Genomic DNA, 25,027 nt, shown 5'->3' on the forward strand with positions numbered 1-25,027 from the left:
TGATATTGGTGCGTTCAACCAGACTTTCTAGGTCTCAATTAGGGCTGGATATAAGCAACTCCCGTCGCTCCCCTCGGCTCTTGGCCTGCTTTCCGATCGTATAGCTCGTGCTGACTTCCTCGATATGGAAACCCGCGAACCGCTCGCGGATCGGCTCCACATCGTTGATCGACATCAGGAACCTCCCCTTTATCCCAGCCAGTTGCCCAGCCAGCCGGTCGAAATCCTCTGGGGCGAACATCGCCTTGCCGTAATCGTCCTCGCTGCCCCAGTAGGGCGGGTCGAGATAGAACAGCGTCCCCGGGCTGTCGTAGCGCCGGATGAATTCGGCATAGTCCAGGCATTCGATCACCACGCCGGAAAGACGCGAATGCAAGTCCTCGAGCATCGGTTCCAGCGTGGTCAGGTTGAACCGAGCCGAGCGGTCAATCGACACCCCGAAATTGCGCCCCGACACCTTGCCGCCGAACGCGGTGCGCTGCAGGTAGAGGAAGCGCGCTGCGCGTTCGAGATCGGTCAGGGTTTCGGGGCGGGTGGCGACCAGCCGTTCGAATTCGACCCGCGTGGTCAGCTGGAAACGCAACGTGTCGAGAAATTGCGGATAGTGGCGCTGCAGGATGCGGAACAGGTTCGCCACGTCCCGGCCGAGGTCGTTGATCACCTCGGCCCGGGGTTGCCGGGAACGGCGCAGGAAGATGCCACCCATACCGACGAATGGTTCGGCATAGGAGCTATGCGGTGTCGCGTCGAGTATCGCCGTGATCCGCTTGGCGAGGTTGCGCTTGCCGCCGAGCCAAGGGGCGACCGGTTTGACCGGTTGAACGGGGGTTAAAGTCATTGTTGAAGCTCCCTTCTGAGCAGAGTGAACGCCCTTGCTGCAGCCAACGGGACCACCCCGTTACCGGCCGCAGCGGTTCGGTCCAGCCCGGAGGCCAGCCCATCATCAGGTCGGTAAAGTCCGGGTTTAAGGCCAGGCCATCGGTCGAGTGTTTCGCCCCACAGGTCAAACTCACCCGGACCCGGTGCGAAGAAGGGAACCGGGCCGGTGTCCAGCCGCTGGCCTTCAACAGATCCCACAGAAGCGTCCATGCGCTGGTCGCGTTCTTGATCCCCACTTGCGACCCTGTCTGATTGAGGTCGTGCTGAAACTTCAGACCGTCCGGCCCCACCATCACGCAGGCCCGGTTGCCCGACCCTTTGTAGGTCGGCGTGGGCCAGAATGAAGAGACGATCGCGCCGGTGGCTTGCGCCGACTTCAGCCGCCGGTTGGATGCGCGCTGCAACCCGGTAGCCCATTGCCTGAAGGTCTCGGGCGACGTCCTGGAGGCCAAGGGTAAGATGGCCGGGGACGTTTTCGAAGAAGCACCATTCCGGGGCGATCTCAGCGACGATGCGCGCGACCTGCGGCCATAGGTGGCGGGGGTCGTCCTCGCCCCGGCGCAACCCGGAGAGCGTGAAGGGCTGGCAGGGATATCCGGCAGAGAGGAGATGAACCTTTCCGCGCCACGCTCGGCCGTCGAAGGATCGCAGATCGTCCCAGACAGGAGCCGCAGCCAGGGACGCGTCCGCCATCCGCGCCACGAGAGTGGCCGCGGCGAAACTGTTTCGCTCGACATAGCACACGGTTCGATATCCGGGTTCTGCCAGGTGCAGCCCGAGATCCAGTCCTCCGACGCCGGCACAAAGGCTGACGCCGAAAATTTCTTCATGTCTTGAGGTGGGACAAACAGCCACATGAGACCTCTTTTCCGTCGCGATCTGGTCGCTTGGGTGAAGGGCTCTCTAGGGGCCTCAGGGTGTTAAGAATACGGCATCGCGGGCATTTGATCGAGATCGATCCGCTGATCACGAGACCTATCATCTTGAATAGCAGTCGGCCGCATTGGGCGCAACGTTGCTCTTTCTCCATTCGGTAGAATCGCTTTAGCTTGGGGCCCCCCACCGGTGGGTGAGGAGCGGCCATAAGCTTAGTCTGGTCGGCGGGGTCCTGCTGTGAGAAGTTTAGGCCCCGTGTCGGGCCGCGTTTATGCGCGGTCCGGCCTCCTGCTGCTGGTTATGTGGCGGCTGCGTCCGGCGCGCTGGGCGGCGGCAGGGTGATCGGCCCATCCGCCGTGATCGTGAGCGGGGCGGGAAACTTTGTTTCTACCGGTGCATCGGACCCATGCGGCAGGATCAGCGCCAGATGCAGAACACCACCCGTTCGGGTGACGTCGGAGGCGATCCAGTCGCATGCCACGTCTTCGCGCGGCAAAACTTCGCCCTCGGTCAGGGTAGAGAAATCGAAGTCCGTGCCGTTTACTGTCAGGATGTCACCGGTTTTGGACAGGCTGAGGCTGTCATCGCGGCGCTGGGGGAACAGGGTGATTTTCATTAGATTCTCCTTAGTACCAGCGGCCAATGGCGGATAGGTGGGCCGTCACGTTCAGATCAGCAGAGCTATCCGTGAAACGGTATGCGTTGATGCTGCCCGTCGCTGTTGTGCCCGGCGACAGCACGACCAGCGCGACTGCGCGGTCATATGCATTCCCAGTACCGTCTGGTGCCACACCACAAGGCACAATAGGCGCCGCTGCAAATGCCGCCGGATAGGTCCATGTCGTTGTCGATGTGAAATAGGGCGCTGACCGCGTGCCGCTCCCAGCAGCAATAATGCTTCCCAAGTCAATTTTATGTGTGCATATCTGAGTGCCATCAGCCCATCTGGTATAGGCCCCATTGGCGTTGCTGCCCTTCTCGATCACCGCCCCCGTAGGGGCGCCGCTAGACTGAGCAACTGTCCCAACGATCGTCCCGGCGGTGTAGATTTCGCGCCATGCACTCCACGTCGCCGTGCCGCCGAGAGCGCGGACATAAGTGCTTGGGTCCGCGCTGCCATATTCGGTGAAATATTGCGTGGCGCGACCAGAATCGTCATAGATCACCAACAACGATCCGGCGGATGCAACCGGGTAATGATTGCCAGTCGTGTTGCCGCCGGTCGTGTTGTAGTAAAAACCGCTTGCCGTGATATCGTCCAGATCATCACTTGCGGTCAGGTTGATGGCTGACCCGCCGAGGCCATGAGCACCGTTTGTGAGAATTCGCCCAGATGTGGCATCTGATGCGCTGGACTGCACCGCCGTCCCGGTGACAGGCTTGTTCAGCTTGATGCCACCAGACAGCCACTCGATGATATCAGCCCCACCGGCCACCAAAGAAGCAGCGTTTGCGGCTGTGCGGCGGATACCGGTATCTTCATCAGCATTGAAGCGCATACCCCCCGCACTCAGCGACCCATCCGGGAACTTGCCCTGACCAATGGTGTCATAGACGCCCTGATAGTTCGTCATAAGAGCGTTGACCGCATCGACCAGGACAGCTGTCAGACCCTGGGTCGGGACAATGGCGTAGGCTTGGCCGGTCTGCGTGGTGCCTTCGTATGTTTTTGCCAGCGTGATCGACGTGTCGCTCACCACTCCCTCGATTTCGTAAAGCAGACCGTTCGGCATGAGGATACCATATCCCGCCTGCGCGGTGCCGACCCAGCTCGTGCCGATACCTGTGACCGTGGCGCTGCCATTGGTGACACTGATCGTGCCTGTCTTGATCCAGCTCATTTGCTCTCCTTTCGGCCCGGCTTCGCGGGCCAGTTGATTTGATGGGGAAACCCGGCTTGGTCGGTCAGGTCGCGCAGGGCCTGGCGATAGGCAGCCCAGGCGCTGCTGTCGCATTGCGCATCTGGCAATTGGGTCCAGTCACAGGCGGCCAGCAGCCGATCCCGGCCGGCGCGGGCATTGCGGGCCATCGCCGTGCGCTCCACACCGCGCTGTTCTGCTTTGCCACGCGGCACGATCCGGCCATGTTCGACCCGGTCAAGCATAGGGTCAGCAACACCGCGCAATACGTCCTGACCGGGCTTAAGATCACAGGCAACGCTGCGCACTGTGCCTGTCGCCCGCCCGGTAATCTGGCCGGTTTTGGTGTCGAAAATCACGAACTTATGCATCAGCGATATTTCACCTCCGCTGTCATCTTTGCGTTCTCAAGCCCCAGCCCGGATCCCAGCCGGTATTGCAGGATGAATGTCTTCAGGCCCTTGCCGACAGGTGCGTCCTTGCCCGAGAGATGCACGACGGGCTGGGCGACTTCAGACCCGACCGAATGCAGGACGCCAAGGGTGTCGGACCGGATGATGCGCAGCGACCAGGGCGCGTCCGTGGTCGTGGTGATCACCACATCCCCGCTGACGATGACCGATTGCGCATCCTCGGTCAGATCGACCGTAATCTGCATGTAATCGGTCCATGGATCGGCGGGGCCAGTATAGCCGGTGTCGCTGGTGGTGACGGTCATTTCAGCATCAAAATCAAGCGTGATGGACTGACCTGCCACCTGCAGCGTTCCGACCGCCGCATGGGTAATATTCGCGTTGGTGATCCAAGCGGTCGTCGCCAGCAATGTGTCGGAAAGGAAGCTGCCCGTCACTTCGACATCGCCGTCGAGCTTGATGTGCTGAGAATTCAACCTGATCAGTTCGGTCGGCCCGTCGACCGGATCATCCGCCGCGACCAGTTCGATCCCGGCCGAGGCTCCACCGGCACCAACGCGCCACGTCAGAGTTGCGGCGGCATACCCTTCAAGCGTCGTGATCGCCGTCGCCTGCTGTGTCACCGTGGCAGATATCGACCCGACAGTCGCCTCTACCGTATCGACCCGACCGCTCAGAGCGCTGTCGGCATTGGCGCGGGCCGTCTGTTCGGAAGTGATCGCGGCGGCATTCGCCCCGGCGGTCGCCTCTACCGTATCGACCCGCCCGCTCAAAGCGCTGTCGGCACTGGCGCGGGCAACCTGTTCGGAGGTGATCGCGGCGGCATTCGCTCCGGCACTCGCCTCTACCGTATCGACCCGCCCGCTCAAAGCGCTGTCGGCATCGGCGCGCGCGACCTGCTCGGACGTGATCGCGGCCTCAGCATCGCCCAATGAGACGGCAAGCGCTTCGCGCGCCAGCGCTTCTGCCTGCAACGCCGTGACACGGGCGATCCGCTCGGTCACGATCTGCGATACCGCATCTCCCAGACCGACAGTCAGTTCCTCGATCGATCCTGCCGTCGCCTCTTCCCCATCAGTGACGCGGGCGTAGAAATCAGAACGCGCGACCGCAAGTGCGGCCTGCAGCGCTTCGCGCCCGCCGTGATCGAACAGCAGCGCCCGCAGGGCAGCCAGCGCGGCGTCCTCGCCAGCCTGGCTGATACCTGCGGTCAGTTGGCGGCGGGAATTGGCGGCGGCGACCAGCCCGCCCTCGGTATCTTCGACGCGGCCGTCCAGCGTGTCGATCGCCTCTACCTGGCCCGCCAGGTCACCGCTGACCACGCCCAGATCGATCTGCACCTGGTGCAGCGCCCGGGCGGCGGCGCTGGCGCTGTCGGCTTCGATCCGGTTGACCTCGGTCAGACCAGCCTCGACATCGCCGACACTGGCCTCCATCGCCGTTATGTCCTCGGCCAGCGCCGTTGTCTCGGTGGCCCGGGCGGTTGTTTCCGCCTCGATCAGCGCAACAGCATCGTCATAGGCCACGCCAAGTGCGGTGCTGACCTGCGCAAGGCTTTCGCGGTCCTCATCGACCAGCGCAACCATGTCCTGACGCAGATAGGCCAGATCGGCGCGCTGCGTCTCAGCGGCGCCGTGCATGTCCAGAAGCTGGCGCAAGCTGGCGATCGCCTGGTCTTCCAGGTCTTGCCGCGCCTGGTGAATATCGGACAGCGCCACGCCGAACCGGGCACCGTCGAAGGCCGACAACGACAGCTCCACATTCGAGACGTCCGTCGCCAGTTCGTTGAAATCGGTCTGGGTAACCCGCAGCGCGATCTCTGCCTCCAGGCTGTCGATATCCGCAACCGCCTGCGTCAGGGTGGCCGACAACCCGTCGACCACCAATGTATCGGCCTTGAGCGTGATCGCGCCATTCAGCGCGTCGATATTGGCCTCGGCAACGCTGAGCCGTCCGTTGAAGTCGATCAGGATCGGCATATCCGCCGGATCGAGCTGCGCCTGGGCAATGGCCAGCGCCATATCGGTATAAGTCGCGCGCAATTCGATCGAGGCCAGGGCCGCGTCGAAATCTGCGCGTACCAGACCCATTTCGTCATCGATCCGCGCCACCGCTTCGATGCTGACCCGGCCGGTATCTGGATCGACCACGATGCCGGCATCGGCCATGCGCGACGACAACCCGGCCATATCCAGCTGCGCCGATAGCATCATTTCATTGATCTGCTCGACCGCTGCCGCTGTCTGCACCTCGCGCGGCAGCCGCAATTCCAGATCGCGATCGATCCGGGCGATGTCGTCGATCCGCGACGCCATACCGGCATCGAGACCGTCCAGCCGTCCTTCGGCAGTGGTGATGTCGGTGATCAGTTCATTGAGCGCATCGGTGGTCTCCCCGCGCAGCACATCGACCTGACCGCTGGCATCGACCAGCACTTCTTCGGCACGGGCGGCGGCCGCGTCGGCATCGGCCTGGGCCGCGTCGATCGCGCCGGTGATCGCCGTGGCGATATCTGCCGCGCCCAAACGCACATCCGGCGTGATCACCGGCACCCAAGTCGTCCAGGCCGTCGGGCTGTCCTGTACCAGCTCTGCACGGACCTCATATCCGGTCGCGGGCAGCACACCGTCCGCCACCACGGTCCCGCCGGCTGCCACGTCCTGCGTCGATCCGCGCAGCACCACTTCGGCAGTGGCGGTCAGGCGGATTTCCCACGCGATGCCGCGCGCGGTGTCGCCCAGATCGGGGTCCCAAACCAGCGACAGCGCCGGACGCCGCGCGGTGCTGGTGGCATCGTCGATCGATGTCGCGGTGACGCCAAACCCTTCGACCGGTTGCGCGGCGGGCAGTGACCAACCCACCGCAGTCGGGGTCGTGGGAAGTTCATAGCTGGACGACCAGTCGTAATCGCTGGGATCGACCTCACGCAAGGCCAACCGCTGCATGCCGCTGCGCAGATGATCCTCGTTGCGCCCGATTTCGAAGGACTTCGCGCCATAGCCATTCGCGGCGGATGTCCAGGCCACCACATCCAAGGGTTCCAGCACTGCTGCAGCCATTGTCAGGGTCAGCACATGGCGGCGGAACCTGCGTTGATCTTCCAGATAGGCGCGCATGATACGCTGGACCTGATTGGCATAGGGAACCGCTGGAAGCGACAGGGTGGCGGGCAGGCGCTTGCCCTGATCCTGAGCTTCGTATTCGTCGCAGAAACGGCCGGGCGCGTCATGGGCTTCCCAGTTGCTGTCCGGATCCGGGTGCGAGGCCAGCACCGCGTTATAGGTCTGATTGAGGCCGGGAAAGGGATCAAGGTCCTGTGATTTGGTGATCACGATATTGTCGTCGGTGAAAAAGAACACCGGCAGGCCGGGCCCACCGATCCGGATTTTCCAAACACCGCCTACTTCGGCGATTTTGCCCCCGGCCCCCTTGAGCAGTTCTTCGATCACGTCGGCAGGTTCTTCGTCAACGGCAACTTCGAAACTGGCGCGGAATTGCGGTTCGGTCCCGCCGCCGGACAGGGCGATATCGACGCCGCAGGCATTCATGCCGGCGAACCAATTATCGAGCGGCAGATCATCGGCCGACGCTTCGCCACCCCAAGTGCCCAGACCCGGCAATTCGATCCCGCGCTTGATGTTGTAGATCTGCACGGCGAGGTTTTCGGACGGTTCCCACGTCGATCGGTCGGCCCAGCGATGCGATCCGGTCCCGCCGACCGTGCTGTCTTTGCGAGGGTCGTAAAGCGGGATGCCGCCAATGACAAAACGGACCTGCGGCAGGTTATTAAAAAGTTCGCGATTGTAGCGGAAGGTCAGGATCGCATAGCAAATATCGGTGCCGACCATATCAGCCGACCAAGGCCGGTCTGGATAATCGCTGTATTTGTCCAGCAGCATCGGATCGGCGGTGGTCTGGCTGCCGTCGTAATATTTGATCCAGGCATAGCCATCGTAATCGCCTTTGACCGGCAATCCGTAATCGGAATGCGCTTCGGCGGGGGTGCCGATTTCGACCTCGTTGCCATCAAGGATCAGCCCTTCCAGCGTATGGCCCGGGATATCGCCAAGCTCGATGACATAGGTCAGGTAGTAATTCCGGTTCTTGCCCGGCCGCGAATGGCTCATCGCGGGGCACACCATCGTGCCGCCGGTCGCATATTTACCAAGGATGAAGCTTAGCGGGTTGGTCCCGCCGCCGGCAGTGGTGGAGGATTTGATCCCCGGCGCGCGCGGCTTGGGCGTCAGCGCCGTCTGCAGTGCCGAAATGGCCACGCCGGCCAACAGGCGGCCGACCGTGCTCGTCGTCAGCCAGCTGGAAAACCCCGCCCCGGCGGCCCAGGCCCCGAACGCAGCGGTCCCAAGCGCGGGGGCCGAGGCCCCGACCATTCCAGCGATGAAGGGTGCAGCCTGTGGCATCAGCGGACCCCAAAGGCGCGGGTGGCGTTCAGCCGTGGCATCAGATGCAGCCTGTCGATGCCCAGCACATAGATGCGTTCACCCTGAACAACCCCCAGCGCAGGCCCATCGGGCGTGTCGATTACAGCGCCGTCGCCGGGTTGGGCGAAAGACGGCGGGATCTCTGGCAGGTGATGAGCGGCCAGCGCGATATGGTCGCCAAAGCCATCTTTTCGCAGCACCCGCAGACCGCCGCGCAGCGTGGTGTAGCGGCCGCGATAGGGCGCGGCATGGTCCTTTCCGGTCTGGGCCTCGACCGCGCCGGCAAAGAACAAAGCGCAATCGTGAATGCCCGGTTGAAAGGGGGTTTCAACGGCGGTTGAAAGGTATTTGATCAGGCGGCTGTTCCAGTCGGGATATCGCATTCGATCACCTTTCCGGAACAGTCGTGACAGGCGCGGGCGGCGGCGAAGTGCTGGCGCGGGTTTCGCCCCACCAAACGTCGGTCTGACCGCTCACATCTATGTAGCGGCGAAACCTGTCGCCGCCGCGCAGCTTCTGGACCTCGTCCGATTTTTTCAAAGACAGTGGAATGGTCAGCGACCGCGCCGCACCGACCACGGCGACTTCGACCTTGACTGTGCCGCCCTTGGCCGGGACCGTCACCGGTGCCGCGTCGATCGATCCGGTGAATATCCGGGTTGGTGGCGCGATCTGCTGCGCCGTATCCGGATCGTAGAAGACGCGGTGCATTTCGACCGGTGCCAGGCGCGGGTCATAGCCTTTCAGCAGTTGCTCGATTTCGGGTTTCAGCCCCTTGAACGGGATCCGATGGGTCCGCACCGACAGGCCGGTTTCATAGGTCAGCGTTTCGGTCCCCGCGACGGTACCGGCGCCGTAATAGGTGCGGACATCGCCCCCGATGGTAAAGTCCTGGTGATCATCACCGGTCCACAGCCCCAGCGTTTCTACCGCGCCGGTCGTGCGGTTCTTGGCCTTGAACCAATAGAGGATATGGATGTGTGCAGCGGTCCGGTCGGCCAGATAGGCGGCGGTGTTGGCATCATAGTCGCGCATGGATCACCTCAACGTCTGACGAAAACGAAAACTCATGCCATCATTGAATGATCTGGCATTCGTGCCCGGTGTCACGCTGTCGGGGATCATGAGCGCCTTGCAGGACGGGCGGATCAGCGACACGCCGGTGCCTACCGTGGCACCGGGGCGGATCGGCGGCGTAACTTCGAATACGGGGGTCACGCCGCCACCGCTGGATATCACCGAAGACGTCACCACGCGGTGCAGGCCCCGGCGGGTGGGCGAGGTGCCGTAATCAAAGGCGATGTAATCGCCAACCGTCAGCTCGTAGGCGGCGGGCAGATTGGTCAGCGACAGTTCACGCGCATCGACTTCCAGCGAATTGATCTGCGGCGTGATCGCGCCAAGGATCGCGCCGCCGGGGTCTTGTCTGGGCACCGGTCGGCGCGTGTCATACAGCATGAACGACCGGCCCGGTTCCTGTAGCAGGGTCAGATAAACCTCGGCCTGGGCGATTTCGTCATAGCGCATCCGTCCCAGCGTGATTTCGCCCTCCCACAGCCGGGTGCCGAGAGACCAGGTATAGATATCGCCATCGCCTGTTTCATCGGCCCCAAACGCGCCGGGCAGATGGAAGGCCACGCTGCGGATCGGCAGCAGGTCGAAAAACGCGGCAGAAGAAAGCGGAAAAGACAATGCCATCAGCCAATCCCCCTCGGATCATCCTGCACTTCCTTCATTCGCGCAGGCAGGTTGCGGTCATAATCGGTCAATCCTGACTGCATGATTTCGACAGATGCGTTCGCCCCTTGCTGCAGGATGGTGCCGATCAATTCCTTCGACAATTCCACCCGCATCACGGTTTGACCGCCGCTGCTGGTGGCATATCCGGCCACTGGAGCGGCTGTGCTGGTTTTGGCGATCGACGCGACGGCGCTCGTCGACACTGTTTTGCTTCCAAGGCTGAACATCGGCCCTGAGATGCCCAGCAGGTCGGCCATCCATCCTTCACCCAGGAAAACCGCCTGGGCAGCGGCGTCGAGTGCTGCGATCCCAATGCGGTTCAACACACCGATCAGTCCTTCGCCCTCGCTCATCGAGCTGCGGAAACTGTCGTAAAGCGTCTGGTTCAGGAAATCTTCTGCCCCTTGAACGGCTTCGATCGCCTGCTGTTCGGCCAGCCGGGTCGTGATCAGTTGCTCGATCTCTGCCCGTTCTGCCGCCGTGGCCCCTGCAAGAACCTGACGGTGGCGCAACAATTCCTGCCGCACCGGATCGGTTTCCCGCAGAAGATCGAGTTCGTCCTGCATCTGAATGATCAGATGGGTGACAGCTTCCGCCTCGTTTCCAGCCGCGCGGCTTCCTGAACGCTGTGTTCTTAAAAGCTCCTGCCGGGCCTGATTGTTGCGCTCAATCTGCGTCATATTGCGCACATATGCTTCGCGTTCTGCATCCAGAGCCGCTAGTTCAGCCCCTTCAGCACCGTCGCGCCGAACACCCTGAGCAGTGGTGATCCGTCGGCGCGCCAATGCACCGGCCCGGGCAACCGGATCATCGGCGTATTGTAGCTGTATTTCGCTTTCCGCAAGCGTCGCGATACTTTGAGAACCCAACGCCTGAGATGCACCGATCGCGCGGGTGAGTTCATCGGCAATTCGCCGCGCCTCATCCGCTGCGGCGCTGAGGCCGGGTGCGATATTCAGGCCCGCCATTTTCTGGCCAGCATCGAACGAAGCCATGATCTCCTTTTTCAGATCATCAGAAACGTTCTTACTGTTGACCAGTTCCTCATAGGCCCGGCGTTCTGCCTGCTGGCGCAAATGGGCCACTTCGGCGCTTTCCTTGCCGTAGCGGTTGATGGCCTGCTGGATCGCATTCTGTTCATTCAGGTCGGCAAGAATGCGGCGGGCGGCCTGATCCTCTTTCAGGCGGGTTTGAAGGTAGTCTGTGGCGCTTGTCTTTAAGCCATCCCAAAGGCTGGTCAGCGCCTGCATATTGGCACGAGCCGATGTGTCTTTGGTCGCTTCATCGACCTTGGCACCGCTCAGGATCAGATCGCGAATGATCGCGGCCAGTCCATTATAAAAATCCTCCTGTTGCGCGTTAAGGTTTTCCAACCCGCCAGCCGTTTCCAGAAGTTGCTCCCGCAGATCCAGTGCAGTTCGAAGCTTGACCGCAGGTTCCTCGCTCCGGCTGAGCAACTCGAGATTTTGTTGGAACAAGGTGCCCGCTTCACGCGCCGAGGAACTGATCGAATTCAGCCCAAGGAAATCCTGCGCCGCCGATTGACCCGAGCGATCATCCCAGTAGGAGAGGTCAAGCACGAGGTTGCGAATGCCATCGGCTTGTGCATCGAGAGACTGGTAAAGGTCGACCTTCTTCATCGCAGCCATGTCTGCAAGGATCGCCCGAAGAACCGGATCTGCCGTTCCGAACTCATCGACCATGCCAAGGACGGACAGACGCGATTTTTCCGAACTGTCGCTGAATGCCTCAAGCGCTTCACGCGTGGCCTCGATCCGGTCCTCGAGCTTCATCGCGTCCTCTTCGGAACCAACCAGCCATTGGGTCATCGCCGCGCCGGCAGCAATCGCGCCGATGGTCACAAGGTTGATCGGGCTCAGCATCGACAGGAATGCACCGCCCAGGGCGCGCGCCGCGCCTGCCGCGCCCATTGGCCCGATGACCTGGGTGATCTGGGTGCCTTGTTGAAGGGCCAATTGCAGCGGGTTCTGGCCTGCTGCCATCATCATGCCGACATCGTTGAACTGGGCGACCAGGTTGCCCATGCTGCCCGCCGCCACGCGATGCGCGTTGCCGGTTTGGATCGCGGTCTGACCTGCCGTTTTTTCCGCCACGATCAACTGGCGGATTTCGCGTTCGGTCATGTCGGCAGATCCGGCGAGGGATTTCAGATCACTACCTGCCTTGCGCCCCTTTCGGCCCATGCTTTCGCTGGCAGTGCCGAGGCTTTCGACTTCGCCGCGGGTCTTGCGCACTTCGGCCTGAGCGATCTGGCCGTCGGCGGTAATCTGCATGTTGACCACAAAGGTCATCGCCAGCCTCTTTCCTCGTTCATTGCGGCCACCGCGCCGCTTTCGATGATCCTGAGCCTTGTAAAATCGTCGGGGCCTATGGTGATCCCGGCCATTTCCAGCCCGGCCTTGGCGGCGGTGTAATCCAGCCCGGTCACCCGCGCCGGCCCGTCCCGATTGGCAACCTCGCGCCATTGCGTCGCGACCACGAGAAAGGCAGAAACAGCGGCCTCGTGCATCACCCACACACCCTGGCGATCTGGTTTCCCCAGGTCCTCCGGGGTCATTTCCAGCCCAAAGCGGCGCGCGTCTTTCAGGGCCTCGTCTTCCTGGGCGGTCTCGTTAAACAGAGATCCGTTTGCCCAGGCGCGGCCGGCCCAGGTCAGTTTCCCGTCGCACCCTTCGTTACCGCCTTCGCATAGCCCCGGATCAGCCCGAGACGGACATCCTGACGCGCCAAAAGCTGTTCACGGATCTCGTCGTTGTAAGGCAACGGGTTGCCCTTTTCGTCGCCCAGATCATTGAAGCAGACAATGCGGCGGCGCAGGTGGTCCTTGATCTGCTCATCGCTCATCGCGATCTCTTCATCGCCATCCTCTTCAGGGACAAGGCGGAAGGTGACATTCAGTTTCTGGATACGGTGACCGCCATCCACGGGTTCGTGGATGTCGATGTCATGCCGGAAGGTGGGTTCGTTGACTACTGTGAACATGGGGGCCTCGTCAGGTCAGGGTCAGGGTCCATTGGTCGTTGCCTGCAACCGGCAGCGGGACCATGCTCAGCGGCCATTGCTTGGCCTTCTGGCTTTCTTCCAGGCTATCAAGCGCCTGCATCTCGGCGGCCGGGATATCGAGCGTGGCGATGTTGCCTGCCGTTGTTCCATGCACCATCTGGATCGCGACGGTGGCCCCATCATTGGCCTTCTGGAACGGGTTAAAGGTGGTAAGCGCGACCGCGTCGACCTTCGCATCGACCGTTTCGGACCGATCAGCGATGATGATTTCGTCGACGTTGAACAGGAACCGCTTTTCGATCTGGATGCCGGCATCCAGCATCAGACTGTTCGCCACCAAAGCGAGCCCCCCGATCGTGTAGGTCGGAGTATTCGTCGCGCTGGCGACTTTCGGCTTTTTCCAGCTGGTGGTGACAATGGTCGGCTGCGGCTGTTCGGTCGGCATGTTGAACAACCCGGTCAGTTCGAATTTCAGGTAGGGGATGCCTTGGGCGTTGGTTTCCAACTTGACCGCGCCGCGCACACCGGTCAGCGCATAGAGCGTGGCCCCGACCCACAGGTAAACCGTGGCGCTTTCATGGCCGTCGGTGACCGGGTTATAGGTGACCGAGGTGGTGGCGACGATGGTTTCGGCCATACCGCAGCAGCGCAGCAGAGCCCCCCATGCCGGGGCAGTTCCGGCGGTACCGGAAGGGGCCAGTTCAATATCGAAGCTGATCACGCTGTGCAGCCCGGTCAGGATCGACGGATCCGCACCGAGATGCGCCTTGTCCAACTCGCGCTGGACCTTTTCGCCCTTCATCGGGCTCAGGCTGATATTCTTGGCCAGCACCGCATCGGCCGCGCCGGTCGGGGCGGCGTCTGTGCCATAGGTGGTTTCCAGCTTCAGTAGCAGGACTTTCGAATTCCATCGGATCATCTATCAGCCCTCCTCTCGAGCGGGTTTTGCCGCCTGGGGTTCCGGTGCGGTCGGTTTTACAGCACCGGGAACGGCGGGTTTGGTCGGTGCCTGCGACTGCTTCAGCTTGCCTTTGGCATCGCGGGTGTAACTGCCGCCCGCCGAGGGCAGCTTCGGGATAGGGCCGGTCATGGTGTGATCCTCAGCTGGTCGTTGATGGAAAAGTCGAGTTGGTAAATCAGGACGCCCTGCGCCATGCTCAGCTGCGCCCCGCGATTGAGTTCGAACACGCCGGTTTCATCATTAGGGGCCCAGCCCACGATGGCGGCGATCACGTCGATGATGAACGGATGGAGTGTTTTCAGGACCCGGCTGCCCTTCGGATCGGTGCCACGAATGACCAGGACAACGCCGATGGTTTCCTTGACGCCCTGGTCGATGACGCCAGACATCGCGTCGGCCCCGGTGCCGACCAGGCCAAGCGGCACCACGTAAGCCATCACCGGCGCCGGCGAGAGCGCTTTGGAAGCCAGCAATTCGGCAAGGCTTGCCGTGTCATCGACGCGTTCCAGGTCGGGCACCTTGGCGTTCAGACGTGCGATCACCTGGTCCAGCATCAGATGAAGCTTTTCAGGTTGCTGGCGGTAAAGGGCCGGTCACGGTCGGTCGTCGTCACGCCGCCGGCATCGTTGACGTCCGGTTCCGCGCCGCCGACCTCAAGCTGGATAATGCCTTTGGCAATGTCCTTGAGGCTGTCTAGGGCCAGCTTGTGATCGGCCTTGGCCTTTTCGTCCGGTTCGTAGAGGTGCAGGTCGTAATAGCCGAGAACCTCGGCCAGCGGGCGCAACTGCGGCGGCACGACGGCCAGCGGCAGGGCGTAGCGGGCCATCAGGTAGCCATCGATCAGCGCATCGGTATCGGCCAGAACACGCGCGATCAGAGCGGTATCGAACGCGCCGGTCGGGGTTTCGGCCCGGTCGGTCAGCGCGATCAGCCGGTCTTCGCCGTAGCGGTCGATCAGATCCTGTTGCGTGGCATAGGTCATGATGGCTCTGAATTCTGGGTGGGAGGGATACCGGGGGCGATCTCAGCCGCCCGCCGGCAGGCTCTGGTGTCAGAGCAGGCGCGCCTTGGGATGGGAGGAGGGCGCGCTGAGGATCAGGCTTCGATTTCCTTGCGAGCCGAGATCAGCTTCGGTTCGCCTTCGATCAAAGCAAGCTGGGCTTTGCTCAGGTCACCGATCGGGATCCGGACGGGGTCCTTCCCGAAGGTGTGGCCTGCCCGGCGGAAACCGGCGGCGGGGCCGACCACCTCGATCACCTCGACCTTGTCCTTGGCCGGGGCTTTCGGTTTGGTCGCGGACTTCGGTTTTACCGGAGCTTTCGGCTTGTCGGCAGTGGTCGCCTGGGTCGTGTCAGGTGCGGTCTGCGTGTTGTTCGGATCGGTCATCGCTCAGCTCCTTAAGCCAGCCACGGCACGACCAGCAATTCGGCGGTGCCCTTCCATTCGTTGGTTTCGCCACCCGACGCGTTTTCGCTGTTCAGGATCTTGCGGGCTGCGCTTTCCAAGGTGGGCGGCACCACCAGCAGCTTGGGCATGATCCCAAGCGGACGGCCACCGTCGCCCTTCATGCCGGTCAGCGCGGCGCGCGCGATGGCGTAGTTGCTGGCATTCAGGGTCTGCTTGGACCCCCAGGCGAACTGCCAGAAGCCGAAACCCGCATTCCCACGCGCATCGGTGCCATAAACGAATTCGTTATTGTCGAAGACGTTGTCGTCGGTCAGGCGGTCCTTGCTGGTGAAGGTGAAGTCGCGGCGTTTTTGCAGAATGATCGGCTTCAGCGCGCGGCTGACGTCAAGCAAGAACCAGGGCGTCCCGGAACCGCCATCGGTATTGGCAACCGAGGTGACTTCGCCAGCTTTGTCGAGCACAGGGTGATCGGTGTCGAAGAAATACTGGCCGTCATAACAGGCGGTGGTAAAACCGGCCTTCAGCAGTTCGAAGACAAGCATGTCCCACTTGGAACCGGCCGACTGGCCCAGTTCGGTGAACAGCGGGCCGTAGATCCCGAGATTATCGGTTTCGATGTCATCGCGATCGACACCGATGGTCAGTTCCCAGGGCTTTTCCTTGATCGAATAGTCGTGCTGTTGCAGGTTCTGAACCGCACGGGCACCGATCCATTCACGCACGTTTGGCACCTTGCCCAGCCAGCCGTATTTCTGTTCTTTCTGGGTCGCACTGACAATGGTGGCCACGCTGGTATGCATGGATTGCGCCTTACCCAACCCGTTCTGGAACAGGGTCGAGAAGCCGACGCGCAGGGTGTTGAGGTTTGCTGCGTTCACGAGCATCTGAGGATCTCCTTAGGAAGCGTTGGTCAGGGCTTCGTCGAAACGAACCCAGACGCCATTGGCATCGACGTCATCGATGATCCCGGCCGGCGAACGGGTCGCGGTGCCGTCGGTCTTGGCGACGGTCTGATCATCGACGGCGTAAGCCTTGTTGCCGATATCGGCGATGGTGATTTCGTCGGCGGCCGCTGAATTAGGCATAGCGATAGGTGCCGGGCCGGTAGGACACGGTCAAATTGCCAGCGGACCCGGACGAATTGTCGACTTGTTCTTCGGCCCGGCCGATCCCGACCAAGCCGGTCGCGGTCTGGCCCTTGACGACATAGCCAGAGGCGTTGCGCATCAGCATGGCCCCGGCGTAGATCATGGTCGACGCGGCCACCAATCCCTGGCGGTCATCGCCCTGCAAACGGGGCGTGTTGCGGTCTTTGGTCAAAGCCGTCATCGATCAGGCCTCCTTTTGATCTTCGCCCAACGCCTTCGAGAAGGCGTCGGATGCAATGCCCAACTGGGCGGCGATGGTTTGCTGTTCGGAATTCAGCGCAATCGAGCCGTCGGTGTTTTTCGGCGGAACCAGGGGAATGGTGCGGCCCGGTTCAATGATCGGCATGGCCTTGATCAGATCCTCGGTGCGGGCCGGGTTTTCGGTATGCATGGCGATAAGGCGGTCACGCTGGACCGAAACGCCAACCCGGCCTTCCTTGATCGCGCCATCGACAAAGGCTGCGGCCTTGGTATTGACGGCCTCGGTGCGCAGTTCATTCATCTGGGTCGTGACGTCCTTTAGTTCGGACTGCAAAGCGATGAACGCCTTACCGTCGTCGCCGGTGGTCTTGGCTGCTTTCAGAACGTCGGCTGCTTCGCTGGCTTCAGGCAGCCCCAAGGCGACAGCGATTTCGGACATCTGAGAGACAAGCTCTGCAGCGCCTTCGTCAGTTTGGCTGTCCCGAGCTTCCTGCAGCTCGGAATGCATCGTGGTGACGGCGTCTGCGACCGCATCTTCGGTCGCGCCTGCCGCCAGGCCGAGGATCTCGGCCAGTCGGGCGATAAAGTCCATTTCGCTCTCCTGGTTGAGCGCGGTCAGGCCGCGCAGGTTGGGTTCGTTTGTCAGGGAAACATTGAGGATCGTCGTGATGTCGCCCGCCTTGGTGTGGCGGAAGACAGGCGAGACCCCCCAATAGGCGCGGTCCGACATCAGCGACTGGCCCTTCGAGGTCCAATCGACCTTGGCCCAGATACCGTCGTCGCGCGCCTCCATGTCGGTGATGTATCCGACCGCCGGCGCATCGCCACCGCGCGCACCAGACAGGAAGGTCGAGTGATTGACGTCGACGATCACGCGCTGCTTGCGCCCCATGCTGGCCGCGATCAATTCGCTCGCCCGCGCATAGCGGTAAGGGCCGTCGCCTTTGTGGGTGGCGATTGGCTCTCCGCCTTTCGGTAGAATGTGGATCCACTCAGGCACGGTTTCACCCGCCCGTTCGGGCAGGCTGAGTGCAGTCATCATGGCGATATCGGAGCGCAGTTTCATACAGCGAATATCGCTGCTTTACTTATATCAATATACCCGCAAGCGCTTGTGGGGCAGGTTGATTTGGGCTCTGGCTACAAGGTGACGCCTGATCCGCGCGCCGTCAATTGCCACCTTGAGAAAGATCCTCGAGCCATTCCTCGACCAGTTCGGTGAGCAACAGGCCATCCTCTTCGGAAATGCCCAGAAAAGGCCGGGCCGGGATGTCGCCCCAAGGGATCTGACTGCCGTTCGACATCGATCCGAACGCGCCCTGCGATGCGCCAAAATGCTGGACAGCGGCATAAATCAGGTTCGACCCCCAGCTGACCTGGGTGGCGTCGGCCTCGTAGAAGATCTCCGAACTGAGCCGCCCGGTCGAGCCAAAGAGTGGGCGGGTTTCAGGTGCCTTTCGTTTCAAGGTGACGGCACTGTTGGACGCCCAGGCCGTGCCGTCGGGCGTAGTGCCTTCCTTGAAACGCTGCTTGGTGCGCTCGACCATCAACTCGCCGATGTCCTGCATCAACTGCTGCGGATTACCGAGGCCCTGGTCCAGCCGGGCAAGCCCGGCCAGCGCGTCGGTGGCGTTGAATTTCTCGGTGATCAAGGTTATATTCCTCCATGCAGGCGTGACACGGTAATATTCTCGCGGCCGTAACACGATCTTCGGATCGGAGTGCTATGCAGGGTTTCCGGGAAACCGGGTTGCGGGGCCCTGCCGCCTGCACCTACTCCCCCCAGCATCCAACTTTTCAGCATCGAAACCATAGGGCTTGGCATCAGTCTATGGTTTTGTTGGATATTCCACTGCATGCGAATAGGGGGCCGGACCACGCCATCCACCGCATCGGCGACAATGGAACCGTTTGGAGAACTCGTAGCCAGGCTGCGCAGCCGCTTTCCAAGCATGCGCGCATAAAAACGCCCGCAGTCTATTTCTAATGAAACCCATATCAGCGCTCCTTTCTGCGCAACCGGAGAAGAGCGCGATCTCGCTCCTCAACATCCGCGCTCAGCCGCCGGAAGCTGGTGACATAGAGTTCATTGCCAGACAGGGTGGCCTTCACCACCAGGACGTGGCCGTTGGCATCGGGCGGCACCTTCACGAAAATCAGGTTATTGGCGCCATCGCGGATGATCTCGGTCGCGTCGCTGACCACTTCCTGCGCATGGCCATAGTCGAGGATCGACAATTCAGGATGCTGCCGGAGCTGTTTCGCGGCCGTTTGCGGTGACAGCTTGGCGATGGTTACCTTCGTACCCATTTCGTCTGCCAACGACTGGGGGATGCGGGCCAGAGGCCACAGCCCGACGGGGTTATCCAGCCATGCGCCGAACAGGCTTTCGGTCAGCCAGCTCTGGATCAGGTCAATTGACGGCCGTTCGGGCAGCTTCTCCAGCTTGTCGCGCAGGCTCAGCACCGTGCCGCTGACACTAGCGCCCGGCGCATAAGCCCAGCCCTTGTCGATCCCGGCCGGGGCGCCGGTCCGTGGATCGATCTTGTCCCAATCCGGCGGCAGCCGTTTCGAAGGATCGCCGCCGAGCCGGATCGCGCCCTTCATCGACCTCGCCCCGTTGACATAGCAGCTGCAGCCCCAGCCGTTGGGCGGGGCGTGGGTTTGCCAGAATGGATGGTCGATCGGCAGTATCAGCCCGTCCCAGGCCAGATGCCATTCGCGCGGTTCCCGCGATGCGCCATGCCGATAGACGCCATATTTGAACCCGCCCTCCATCAGCTGGGCCCAGCGTCCGGCGGCATAACTGGTCTTCGCGTTGGTGCGGTAGATCACGCGGGTGCGCCATGCCTCGCCGCCCTTGGTGCCCTCACCGGTCCAGCCGTGCCAGCCATGGTCTTCCACGATCTGGCGGAAGTCGCGGCGGAACTCCTCGAGACTTGTGCCTTTCTCGATCGCCTTGTCGACCGCCTGTGCAAGATCGGCCAGCAAGTCCGCCTTGGTCGCCCCGGCCACCATGAAGGCCCGGTCATGGGCGGAATGGCGCAGATCGTCCCAGCGGCTGGTGGGGACCAGATTGCCCAGACGAAGCCGGAACGCGGCAAGCTGCTCTGGAAACGGCCGGTGGAAGATGCCCTGAAGGTCAGGCACTTTCATCCTCCTGTACCGCGCGGCCACCGGCATGCGACGCCATGCTCGCCATTGCCAGCACGGCAGCCAGTTTCTGGTGATCGAGATCGGGGAAGCCGGCCAGCAGATTTTCGCGCAATTCCTCAAGCGACCCGGCAGCATTTACCATCGCCTCGATCCGCGAAATCATCGCCGTCATTGCAGGGGCGGCTTCGACTTCAAGCCGCGCTGCCAGGGTCTCCACCGGGTCGGGTTCGCCAGAACGCGCCACAGCGGCTGTTTCGGCCTGAAGCGCGGCATCGGTGCCCTGATCTTCATCATCGCGCTCCTGACCCGTTAAATGGGTGTTTAACGGCGATTTTGACGGAGAGGGGACGGTGTCGTTTTCGCGATCGGGCGGAGTTTGGGCCGATCCGCCGATGATTTCATCGTTTTCGCCGGGTTGCGACAAGCCGAACTTGGCATGGATTTCGGATTGCTTCACCGGCAGACCCAACTGGACGAATGGCGTCAGCCCATCCGCGAATGCTTTGAGGTCTTCATCCTCGGGCCGGGCGATGATCAGGCGCGGGTAGGTTTTCTGCGGGCCGAATTCTAGCTGCACCCAAGGCCGGATCAGATCGCGGTTCAGGATGGCTTGCAGGGATTTCGCATCGGCGCGTTCGATATCCTCTTGCACCTCCCGGTGCTCTTTCCCCGATCCCAGGCCGCCAGTGACGGCATCGGTGGTCGCGGTTTGCCCCAGAACCGCCTTGGACATCTGTTTGTCGTACCAGTCGGCACGCTTTTCATAGAGCGAAACCGCAGCGCCCAGGTTCCCGGTCTCGATGAATTCGATCATCATGCCTTCGGGCACGATCGCGGCGCAGTCGCCTGCGATATTGGCCACGGCCTGGAACAGCTTCTCGCGGTCTTCCTTGGAGGTGCCCGGGCCATATTTGCCGACGCGCAACGGCTGGCCGTAGGTCTGGCTGAAGATCGCCCAATCGCGCTCTGTGTATTTCTTGAACAGATAGGCCCAGAGCGCAATGCGGGCCAGACCCGACCGCAACGGCAGGCCGGACTTGGCCTTGATCCTGGCATAGACGAACTTGAACGGCTTCAAGGGCTGGCGCTGGCCGTTCTCATCGAGCTGCAACGGCGTGGTCAGATCGAGAGGGTCAAAGGTAAACCAGCGCGGATCACGCCATTCCAGCCGGGCAGGTTCCCACTGGGCCGACGACCTGTCCCAGATGATTTCGGTCATCGAATAGCCTTTGCCGATACAATCGAGCGTGTCGAACAGCTCGTCGGACAGCTCGTCGCGGGTCAGCCAGTCGCGGATGCGTTGCGCGATCCTTTCGGCCTGTGGGCTGTCGTCCCCCGGCTTGACCGTGATATCAAGCTGACTGACCGAACGGCGGCGGGTGCCCAGAACACCGACATAGTGCAGATCGCGTTCCTCGATCGCCTCGGCCAGTTCCAGGTAACGCACCGGATCACCGGCATCCGCTTCGCGCAGGATCTGGCCCAGGCGCAGCGGCGTCAGGCCATCGGCCGGGTATCCGGTAATCGGTGATCGCACCCCGCCAAAGGTGGGGGCCGCAATCTCTTCGGTCAGGCTATGCCGTTCCACCGGGCGGCCGTATTGGTCGAGAAGCTGTGGAGTTTTAGCCATAATGTTTTCCTTCCGCCGCCTTCAATCTTCTTCCAAGTCGCTGAAAACGCCGAGAGCCACGTCTTCCCAATACGACCCACAAATGAAGCAGTATTCGCTTCCCTCTTCAGGAACCGCGCCGCACTCGCAAAAGTCGCCCTTTGCCTCGGCCAATATTTCCTCGGCTTCGCAGACACGTACCTTCGGCATCTTCAAATTCCCCCCGCAGCCTTGCGCCAAGCGGGGGGCGCCACCAGCTGCGCGTAGGCGCGTCGTCGCCATCCGTCGGGAGGGCACCGTTGTGGCCCTGTGAAGACGTGTTCACGCCGCGATAGTCGTATTCGACGTAATCCTGCCGGCTGGCGAAATACCCCAGCGCGCAAGCGACTGCGCTGTCGCCGTGCCGGTCGAACCCGTCCGATCCCTTGAAGCGGAAATCGCGCGGCACCCGGATGATGCCATCCACGAATTGCAACGCCTGGTGATCGGCCAGCACGTCGGCATGCTTGGGCAGAACCACGGTCTTGTCGCCAAACGCCTCGATATAGGGCGGCATTTCCAGCTCGTACCACTGCCGGGAAAAGGCGACTTCGATAATGCGCGATCCGTAGCGCTGCGCGGCTTTCTCGGCCAGGTAGGCGCCGTTGCCGGTTTTATCGAGCGCGCCTTTAGCGAAATTCGGAATGCGATCGCAGATGTAGAACAGGATGTCGCGCTGCTGATCGAACGGAATATTGCGCAGTTCCACCACCAGCTTGACCCGACGCACCAGATCTTCGCCCAGCTCATAAATCACGATGTCGGTGACATCGCCGGAACGCGCGAAGTCCTCGCCCATGAAATGCTGCCGGTTCTCGTCAAGCCGTTTAAGCACCGGTTTAAGGGTGGTTTCACACCAGTCCTTGGCCTTGCGAATGCGCTCTTCGTCCGGTGCGTTCTTGAAATCATCGCCCTGGGCCCAGCGTTCCACGGGAATGCCACCGGCCATGACCGCCTCGATCTGGACGCGGGTCAGTGCTGCGCCTTCCATCTCGGCCGGGATCGCGTCCAGCTCCTGACGCATGGCGGCGGTGCGGGAACCATAGGAGCTGCGGATCTGCGCTTCCCATTTGTCCTGGGCGTCCTGTGACCATTCCTTGCCGCGCATCAGGCAGACGCGCTGGTAAAGACCGTTTTCAACAGCCTTTGAAAACGGGATGAAATGGACCTTAAAGGGGTTCTTGCCGGCCTTGGCCTCGCGGATCAGCTCGTTGAAGGCGTTCAGCACCCCGTTATGGGTCGAAATCACCCGCACCTTGCCGCCCCAGATCAGCAGCGCGTTCACCGCGTCGATGACTTCTCGGACGTTCTTGTGGAACGCCGCCTCGTCGATCACCACGACGCCCTGAAGGCCTCGGATGTTGGCCGGGTTGGAACTCAGCGCCTCGACCCGGAAGCCGCTGTTGAAGGTGACGCGATAGGCGGTGATGCCCTTCGAGGTGCCGTCTTCGCGTTCGTCCTTGAAGATGAACTCTTCGATCTGGTGCAGCTCGCCCGCGATTATCTTGGCGAAATGCGCCACGTAGCCGATGAATTCGCGGCCCTTGTCCTTGGTGTCGCCGATGTAGAACACGTTCGACCCACCTGCCTTGCGGCTGGCGGCGGCGATCAGCGTGTCGTCCAGTGCTTCGGCAAAGGTGATGCCGGTACGGCGGCCTTTCTCGGCAAGCTTCAGGTCTGACTGATCCTCCAGCCAGTCCTTTTGGTGCTGCATGAGGATGCCATCGGCCAGCGGGTCCAGATCTTCGGGGATCTGCGCACCACGCGGTAATTCCTCCGGCAGCGCCGCCGGGTCGCGCGTCAGGATCGGTTCGGCGGGGACAAGATGGCTCTCTGTGTCGGTCATGGAAAAACTTTGCAGAAAGCGACGAAACTGACAGAGTTGCCGGATTGGATTTTCAGAACAGCGGGAATGAAAGCATGATTGATATTGCGACGATCACCGCCGTCCTCGGGGCGGCAAGTGCAGGGGCCAGTGCCACGGGGCAGGCGGTTGATGTTGTCGGCAAGCTTAAGAACCTTGTCGGCTCCAAAGATGATAGCGAAGCCAAAGCGCTTGCGGGAGAACTCGCGGACCAGCTTTACCAGGTGAGGATCGCCAATCTCGAGGTCGTAACCCAGCTTCAAGACTTGCAGCGGCAGGCAGAGAAAGAAGACGAATTCAAACAAACGCGAGCGCTTTATGCACCGTTCAAATTGCCCCAAGGCGGCAAGGTTTTGAAACTCAAGCAAGGCGTCGATGACGCCTCTGAACATTGGGAACTCATCTGCCCGATCTGCGCGGTGAACAACCAAAAAATCGTCCCTCTTCAGGGCAGCTCCGATCATTTCGATCTCAAATGCGCGAACTGCAACTCGGTATTTCCGAATGTCACCTGGGACACAGCAGAGGTCTACTGAACTGGTCGTGAGCATCACGCCTCCTCCCAATACCCGTCGCGCAGCCAGCCATGCCAGCCGCAGTCGAGGCGGTTAACGGAGGGTGAAAGCGTCGGGTCGGCGACCGACCCGTTCCAGTTCCAGCTGGGGCTGTCGGCCGGCTTCACGTCGATCCCGACCTTGATCCGCACCAGCCCGCCGCAGCCGCAGGGGCAGAAGAACCACAGGATCGCCTCGTCGGTCGCGCCCTTGGTCAGGTCAAAATGCGTGGCGCCGGGATGTTGCGAGGCGCGGAATGCATCCGGGTTCGGGAAATGGATGGCGCGGATCATGTTTTCAGCCCCAGGAACTTGTTGCGCATGAGCGCGATCCGCTCTTCGCTCATCCCCGCCTCGGTCACCGCTTCCTCGAACCGTTCGGCGGCGTCGGCCTCGGCCGCTTCTCGAGCCTCGCGGGCGACGCGCTTGCGCTCATCGTCCAGCAACTTCTCGCGCATGCCGGAACTGGCCATGAGGTCCTTCAGCATCCGCCCGAGGGCCATCAGGTCCTTGGGCTCCAGATGGCCGTCTTCCTCGCGCACACTCTGGATCATGTGGACCGCGCTGGTGGCGATCATCTGCATCAGCACCTTGTGCAGCTCGCCCTCGCCTTCGATGTCCATGTCCGACAGCAGCGTCTCGGCGATCTGGAAGGCTTCGCGCTGGTCTTTGAGCGCTTTGGAAAACTTGCCGACCGCCGTCTTGCCCACGGTGATCTCCAGCCCTTCCTCCTGAAGGCGGAAGTTCAGCGCTTCGGTGACGTCGAGGATGTCGCCAAAGCCGCGTGTCTCCAGTTCTTCCTTGAGCCACTTGCGAAGCTCGGCAGGCAGCAGATCCAGTTTGGCGGGTGTGGGCATGG

General features: G+C 61.7%; 29 protein-coding genes. 1 reads left to right on the top strand and 28 read right to left on the bottom strand.

Annotation, left to right across the window (positions count from 1 at the left end; all coding sequences use genetic code 11):
* Positions 1–34 precede the first annotated feature (34 nt).
* The 26 genes from TG4357_RS16425 to TG4357_RS16535 form a co-directional block, all read right to left on the bottom strand.
* Entirely contained in the window at positions 35–838 is an 804-nt protein-coding gene (locus TG4357_RS16425; protein ID WP_058263998.1) for a DNA adenine methylase, read from the bottom strand.
* Positions 835–1,734 carry a DNA cytosine methyltransferase gene (locus TG4357_RS16430; RefSeq protein WP_233487540.1) on the bottom strand — a complete coding sequence of 300 codons (900 nt, stop codon included), beginning with the start codon at positions 1,732–1,734 and terminating at the stop codon, positions 835–837. The genes TG4357_RS16425 and TG4357_RS16430 overlap by 4 nt, the downstream gene beginning before the upstream one ends.
* Complete coding sequence (locus TG4357_RS20090; protein WP_074646830.1) at positions 1,706–1,963, bottom strand: Com family DNA-binding transcriptional regulator; 258 nt, start codon at positions 1,961–1,963, stop codon at positions 1,706–1,708. The genes TG4357_RS16430 and TG4357_RS20090 overlap by 29 nt, the downstream gene beginning before the upstream one ends.
* Positions 1,964–2,053: 90 nt before the next feature.
* Entirely contained in the window at positions 2,054–2,371 is a 318-nt protein-coding gene (locus TG4357_RS16435) for a hypothetical protein (RefSeq protein WP_058264000.1), read from the bottom strand.
* A gap of 10 nt (positions 2,372–2,381) precedes the next feature.
* Entirely contained in the window at positions 2,382–3,596 is a 1,215-nt protein-coding gene (locus tag TG4357_RS16440) for a pyocin knob domain-containing protein (protein ID WP_058264001.1), read from the bottom strand.
* A complete protein-coding gene (locus TG4357_RS16445) occupies positions 3,593–3,985 on the bottom strand; it encodes a tail fiber assembly protein (RefSeq protein ID WP_058264002.1) in 393 nt (130 codons plus the stop codon). Before TG4357_RS16445 ends, TG4357_RS16440 begins: the two co-directional genes overlap by 4 nt.
* Complete coding sequence (locus TG4357_RS16450; protein ID WP_058264003.1) at positions 3,985–8,445, bottom strand: hypothetical protein; 4,461 nt, start codon at positions 8,443–8,445, stop codon at positions 3,985–3,987. The genes TG4357_RS16445 and TG4357_RS16450 overlap by 1 nt, the downstream gene beginning before the upstream one ends.
* Complete coding sequence (locus tag TG4357_RS16455; RefSeq protein ID WP_058264004.1) at positions 8,445–8,849, bottom strand: DUF6950 family protein; 405 nt, start codon at positions 8,847–8,849, stop codon at positions 8,445–8,447. The genes TG4357_RS16450 and TG4357_RS16455 overlap by 1 nt, the downstream gene beginning before the upstream one ends.
* 4 nt (positions 8,850–8,853) lie before the next feature.
* Positions 8,854–9,501 carry a hypothetical protein gene (locus TG4357_RS16460; protein ID WP_058264005.1) on the bottom strand — a complete coding sequence of 216 codons (648 nt, stop codon included), beginning with the start codon at positions 9,499–9,501 and terminating at the stop codon, positions 8,854–8,856.
* A 3-nt stretch (positions 9,502–9,504) separates the two neighbouring features.
* Positions 9,505–10,164 carry a hypothetical protein gene (locus tag TG4357_RS16465; protein WP_058264006.1) on the bottom strand — a complete coding sequence of 220 codons (660 nt, stop codon included), beginning with the start codon at positions 10,162–10,164 and terminating at the stop codon, positions 9,505–9,507.
* Positions 10,164–12,518, bottom strand: a complete 2,355-nt coding sequence (locus TG4357_RS16470; RefSeq protein WP_058264007.1) for a phage tail length tape measure family protein — start codon at positions 12,516–12,518, stop codon at positions 10,164–10,166. Before TG4357_RS16470 ends, TG4357_RS16465 begins: the two co-directional genes overlap by 1 nt.
* Positions 12,515–12,784, bottom strand: coding sequence for a DUF1799 domain-containing protein (locus TG4357_RS16475; protein ID WP_074646832.1), 270 nt, complete (start codon positions 12,782–12,784; stop codon positions 12,515–12,517). Before TG4357_RS16475 ends, TG4357_RS16470 begins: the two co-directional genes overlap by 4 nt.
* A 95-nt stretch (positions 12,785–12,879) precedes the next feature.
* Complete coding sequence (locus tag TG4357_RS16480) at positions 12,880–13,209, bottom strand: hypothetical protein (RefSeq protein WP_058264008.1); 330 nt, start codon at positions 13,207–13,209, stop codon at positions 12,880–12,882.
* A 10-nt stretch (positions 13,210–13,219) separates the two neighbouring features.
* Entirely contained in the window at positions 13,220–14,149 is a 930-nt protein-coding gene (locus TG4357_RS16485) for a phage tail tube protein (RefSeq protein ID WP_058264009.1), read from the bottom strand.
* Between the two features lie 3 nt (positions 14,150–14,152).
* Positions 14,153–14,320, bottom strand: coding sequence for a hypothetical protein (locus TG4357_RS19565; protein ID WP_158509090.1), 168 nt, complete (start codon positions 14,318–14,320; stop codon positions 14,153–14,155).
* On the bottom strand, positions 14,317–14,745 hold the full coding sequence (locus TG4357_RS16490) for a phage tail terminator protein (RefSeq protein ID WP_058264010.1): 429 nt from the start codon (positions 14,743–14,745) through the stop codon (positions 14,317–14,319). The genes TG4357_RS19565 and TG4357_RS16490 overlap by 4 nt, the downstream gene beginning before the upstream one ends.
* Positions 14,745–15,173 (bottom strand): gp436 family protein, encoded by a 429-nt coding sequence (locus tag TG4357_RS16495; RefSeq protein ID WP_058264011.1) that lies wholly within the window; start codon positions 15,171–15,173, stop codon positions 14,745–14,747. Before TG4357_RS16495 ends, TG4357_RS16490 begins: the two co-directional genes overlap by 1 nt.
* A gap of 113 nt (positions 15,174–15,286) precedes the next feature.
* Entirely contained in the window at positions 15,287–15,577 is a 291-nt protein-coding gene (locus TG4357_RS16500) for an HI1506-related protein (protein ID WP_058264012.1), read from the bottom strand.
* Positions 15,578–15,588: 11 nt separating this feature from the next.
* On the bottom strand, positions 15,589–16,482 hold the full coding sequence (locus TG4357_RS16505; protein WP_058264013.1) for a Mu-like prophage major head subunit gpT family protein: 894 nt from the start codon (positions 16,480–16,482) through the stop codon (positions 15,589–15,591).
* A 12-nt stretch (positions 16,483–16,494) separates the two neighbouring features.
* A complete protein-coding gene (locus tag TG4357_RS19855) occupies positions 16,495–16,683 on the bottom strand; it encodes a hypothetical protein (RefSeq protein WP_233487541.1) in 189 nt (62 codons plus the stop codon).
* A complete protein-coding gene (locus TG4357_RS19860; RefSeq protein WP_233487542.1) occupies positions 16,676–16,927 on the bottom strand; it encodes a hypothetical protein in 252 nt (83 codons plus the stop codon). The genes TG4357_RS19855 and TG4357_RS19860 overlap by 8 nt, the downstream gene beginning before the upstream one ends.
* Positions 16,928–16,930: 3 nt before the next feature.
* Complete coding sequence (locus TG4357_RS16515) at positions 16,931–18,013, bottom strand: phage protease (protein ID WP_058264014.1); 1,083 nt, start codon at positions 18,011–18,013, stop codon at positions 16,931–16,933.
* A 103-nt stretch (positions 18,014–18,116) separates the two neighbouring features.
* The gene (locus TG4357_RS16520; RefSeq protein ID WP_058264015.1) at positions 18,117–18,599 is read right to left on the bottom strand and encodes a phage virion morphogenesis protein; all 483 of its coding nucleotides are present in this window, start codon (positions 18,597–18,599) and stop codon (positions 18,117–18,119) included.
* 346 nt (positions 18,600–18,945) lie between these two features.
* The gene (locus TG4357_RS16525; protein ID WP_233487543.1) at positions 18,946–20,103 is read right to left on the bottom strand and encodes a phage minor head protein; all 1,158 of its coding nucleotides are present in this window, start codon (positions 20,101–20,103) and stop codon (positions 18,946–18,948) included.
* Complete coding sequence (locus TG4357_RS16530; protein ID WP_058264016.1) at positions 20,090–21,733, bottom strand: DUF935 domain-containing protein; 1,644 nt, start codon at positions 21,731–21,733, stop codon at positions 20,090–20,092. The genes TG4357_RS16525 and TG4357_RS16530 overlap by 14 nt, the downstream gene beginning before the upstream one ends.
* A gap of 106 nt (positions 21,734–21,839) precedes the next feature.
* The gene (locus TG4357_RS16535; protein WP_233487545.1) at positions 21,840–23,597 is read right to left on the bottom strand and encodes a hypothetical protein; all 1,758 of its coding nucleotides are present in this window, start codon (positions 23,595–23,597) and stop codon (positions 21,840–21,842) included.
* A 74-nt stretch (positions 23,598–23,671) separates the two neighbouring features.
* Between TG4357_RS16535 and TG4357_RS16540 the strand changes: the two genes are divergently transcribed.
* Positions 23,672–24,151, top strand: a complete 480-nt coding sequence (locus TG4357_RS16540; RefSeq protein ID WP_058264017.1) for a hypothetical protein — start codon at positions 23,672–23,674, stop codon at positions 24,149–24,151.
* A gap of 14 nt (positions 24,152–24,165) precedes the next feature.
* Here the strand turns inward: TG4357_RS16540 and TG4357_RS16545 are convergent, their stop codons facing one another.
* The gene (locus tag TG4357_RS16545; RefSeq protein ID WP_058264018.1) at positions 24,166–24,462 is read right to left on the bottom strand and encodes a ubiquitination-like system serine protease family protein; all 297 of its coding nucleotides are present in this window, start codon (positions 24,460–24,462) and stop codon (positions 24,166–24,168) included.
* Positions 24,459–25,025: a phage protein Gp27 family protein gene (locus tag TG4357_RS16550; RefSeq protein WP_058264019.1), complete on the bottom strand. Its 567-nt coding sequence runs from the start codon at positions 25,023–25,025 to the stop codon at positions 24,459–24,461. The genes TG4357_RS16545 and TG4357_RS16550 overlap by 4 nt, the downstream gene beginning before the upstream one ends.
* Between the last annotated feature and the right edge of the window lie 2 nt (positions 25,026–25,027).

Source organism: Thalassovita gelatinovora (assembly GCF_001458355.1).
Classification (GTDB): Bacteria; Pseudomonadota; Alphaproteobacteria; order Rhodobacterales; family Rhodobacteraceae; genus Thalassobius; species Thalassobius gelatinovorus.